Genomic DNA, 3146 nt, shown 5'->3' with positions numbered 1-3146 from the left:
CTGGTTCAGCTTGCCCTCGAATTCATGAAACTTCATGGGGCGGTTGTCCAGGGCTGAGTGCAGGCGGAAACCGTACTCTACCAGCACTTCCTTGCGGGAGCGGTCGCCATTATACATTGCCCTTATCTGGGGGATAGTCGCATGAGACTCGTCAATAAACACCAGGAAGTCTTCCGGGAAGAAGTCCATCAGGGTATGGGGCCGCTCACCCGGCTTGCGGCCATCCAGGATGCGGGAATAGTTCTCGATGCCGTTGCAGTACCCCACCTCCAATAGCATCTCGATATCGTAGTTGGTGCGCTGCTCCAGGCGTTGCGCCTCCAGCAGCTTGCCCTCGTCACGGAACCACTGCAGGCGGGCGGTGAGCTCGGCCCGAATCTCATCTACTGCCCGGCGGATCACGTCCTGCGAGGTGATGAAGTGCTTGGCGGGGTAGATGCTGATGCGCTCCAGCCCCTCCTCCGGGCCGACGATCTCGCCGGTGCGGGTGTCAAAGGTAAGAATACGATCCACCTGGTCGCCGAAGACCTCGATGCGCACAGCATGGTTCAGGTACGTCGGGAAAATCTCCATCACGTCCCCGCGCACCCGGAAGTTGGTCGGCTCAAGTACCAGGTCGTTACGCAGGTAGTAGATGTCCACCAGCCGCTTCAGGAGTTCCCGGCGGTCGAATTCCTGGCCCACTTCAATGGTTACCACACTTCTCTCGTATTCCTCGGGTGAGCCGATGCCGTAGATGCAGCTGACGCTGGCCACCACAATGACGTCCCGGCGCTCGATCAGGGCCGAGGTGGCCTTCAGGCGCAGCCGGTCGATATCCTCGTTGATCGAAGAGTCCTTCTCGATATACAGGTCACTCACCGGCAGGTAGGCCTCGGGCTGGTAGTAGTCGTAATAGCTGATGAAGTATTCCACGGCGTTATGGGGGAACAGGCTCCTGAACTCACCGTACAGCTGGGCCGCCAGGGTTTTGTTATGTGACAAAATGAGGGTGGGGCGCTGGAGCGCCTCGATGACGTGGGCCATGGTGAAGGTCTTGCCGCTGCCGGTCACGCCCAGCAGCGTCTGGTGCTTCTGCCCGTCGAGAAGACCCTGCACCAGCTGGGCGATGGCCTCGGGCTGGTCACCCTGGGGCTGCATATCCGTGACTAGCTGAAAATCCATCTGATTCCTCTAAGACCTGACATCATGGCAGACTATCGAAGGGGAATTTACGCCAGAATGCATGATTAAGGAAGGGCGATATCGAGCCTGTCGAATGATGCAATGATGCCCAGAGCAAAATAAGGGATCTCTTCTCCTTTCACTGGCCTTCCTTAATGCTGATGTTTAAGATGTACCTATGCCATTCTTCGTTCTCATCATTATTGTCTTAAATAGCATTCAAATTTTTACCACCCATGATACTACCTCCCCCCTCATCGCCTACACCCGCTACCTGGACGCCCTGGACAAGGAGGACTTCGATTCCATCAGCGCCGGGGTGCGGTACTTCAAGTCCCACCTGACAGGGCTCACCGAAGCGGAACGGGACTCGGCCTGCAAGGCCTTCATGACCTTCCTTTTCGCCACCATCAGCCACCATAACGACATGATCTGGGAGGACTACGGGTTCATCTCCAGGTTTCACGACGAGGAGGCCCGGCAGAGTCCGGAAATCAAGGGCTACATCGAAAGCCTGCGCCGCAACGGGCTGGACCTGTATACCTTCGGGCGGTTATACTATATTGACCAGCAGCCCGATTACCTCTATCGGCATTTTTCACCCTACGTCTCTGAGGGCGTTCGGGCGTACCTGGCCCTGCGCCTGGAAGAGCTGGCAGTGGGCTTCTCCGACAGCGATAGTTTACTGATCCCCTTCCGGGAGGTGGGTGAACGGGTCATTCGGTGGGAGCGCTACCTGAATGAATATCCCGGGGCGGTCGTGGCTGACCACGCCAACAACTACTACCAGCTCTACCTGAGCACCTTTCTCACCGGGCTGCGCCTCTCACCTGTGTTCGACCAGGAGGGAGCCCTGCGCCCGGAGCTGAGCACAGTCTACCACGACTTCGCCAGTCGCTATTATGACAGCCACGCCGGTGCGATCGTCCGGGAGTTTTACATTATCCTGAAAGAGGCCGCTTTCCGCTGGTCGCCGCTGGTGCGGGACTTCTACGTAAGACGCGGTATTCGCAACATGCATATAGCCCAGCTACCCTATCGCTGAAGTCACCGGCCTCGACCTTGTCTTGGCCCTTGAAAAAATCGCTTCCAGACCCTATCTTGTCGCCTGTCTATATAATATCGGGAGTTGTCATGCCTAAAATCGACCTTAAGAAAGAACTCAAGCACCTCTACCGGCCCTCCGCCAGGAAAGTAGTGCTGGTGGATGTCCCCGAAATGAATTTCCTGATGGTTGATGGCTGGGGTGATCCCAATATCTCCCAGGCTTTTCAGGATGCCGTTGAAGCCCTGTATGGGGTGTCCTATGGAGTCAAGTTTGGCTTGAAGAAGCAGGGCCTTGGACCGGATTATACAGTGATGGCACTGGAAGGGCTCTGGTGGATGGCTGATGGTCGGGACTTCGACATGGAGGCCAAAGACGAATGGCAGTGGACCCTCATGATCATGCAACCAGACCACATCACCCAGGAGATCGTGGATATTGCTATGGGACAGCTCCAGGAGAAGAAAAATCCACCAGCTCTGGCTAAGATGCGCTTTGAGCCCTTCCATGAAGGTTTATCGGCCCAGATCATGCACATTGGCCCCTACGCCGACGAAGAGCCTACCATTCAGAAAATACACGATTTTATTGAGCAGCAAGGCTACAGGCCAAGGGGCAAGCATCACGAGATCTACCTGGGCGACCCACAACGGACCAATCCCGAACGACTCAAGACGGTCCTCCGTCAGCCGGTAGAAAAGAAATAGCAGACAACAAATTAACCTAATAAAGAAGGGGAGGACCAACTGGCCTCCCCTCCCTGCTTCTGATACTTGGCAAGCGGTAACCGGCCGGAATGAAAATGACCGGGCCGTTAGGGAGTCTTATAACCTGTAATTAATCCCGAGTGCGATGGCAATGCTGGTCTTGTTATACTTCTCAGAAAAGACCCCTGCGGCCGTATCAGGTACGTTCTGGCCCTCAGAATAGAAAGTAT

The 3146-nt window shown here is 55.8% G+C and carries 3 protein-coding genes; 2 read left to right on the top strand and 1 reads right to left on the bottom strand.

Features of this window, described 5'->3' with window-relative positions:
- On the bottom strand, positions 1-1164 hold a 1164-nt coding region (locus ACETWG_09115), incomplete at its 3' end, for a DEAD/DEAH box helicase family protein (protein MFB0516745.1).
- A gap of 178 nt (positions 1165-1342) precedes the next feature.
- On the opposite strand from ACETWG_09115, the gene ACETWG_09110 reads away from it, so the two are divergent.
- Both ACETWG_09110 and ACETWG_09105 read left to right on the top strand, forming a co-directional pair.
- Entirely contained in the window at positions 1343-2209 is an 867-nt protein-coding gene (locus ACETWG_09110; protein MFB0516744.1) for a hypothetical protein, read from the top strand.
- Positions 2210-2298: 89 nt separating this feature from the next.
- The gene (locus ACETWG_09105; GenBank protein ID MFB0516743.1) at positions 2299-2916 is read left to right on the top strand and encodes a GyrI-like domain-containing protein; all 618 of its coding nucleotides are present in this window, start codon (positions 2299-2301) and stop codon (positions 2914-2916) included.
- The last annotated feature ends 230 nt before the right edge of the window (positions 2917-3146 follow it).

Source organism: Candidatus Neomarinimicrobiota bacterium (genome assembly GCA_041862535.1).
Taxonomy (GTDB): Bacteria; Fidelibacterota; Marinisomatia; order SCGC-AAA003-L08; family TS1B11.
This window is presented reverse-complemented; position numbering and strand designations above follow the sequence as displayed.

What these genes read in the sequence shown, in the direction of transcription:
- ACETWG_09110 (MFB0516744.1), top strand. Translation starts at nt 1,343, where the DNA reads ATGCCATTCTTCGTTCTCATCATTATTGTCTTAAATAGCATTCAAATT.
- ACETWG_09105 (MFB0516743.1), top strand. Translation starts at nt 2,299, where the DNA reads ATGCCTAAAATCGACCTTAAGAAAGAACTCAAGCACCTCTACCGGCCC.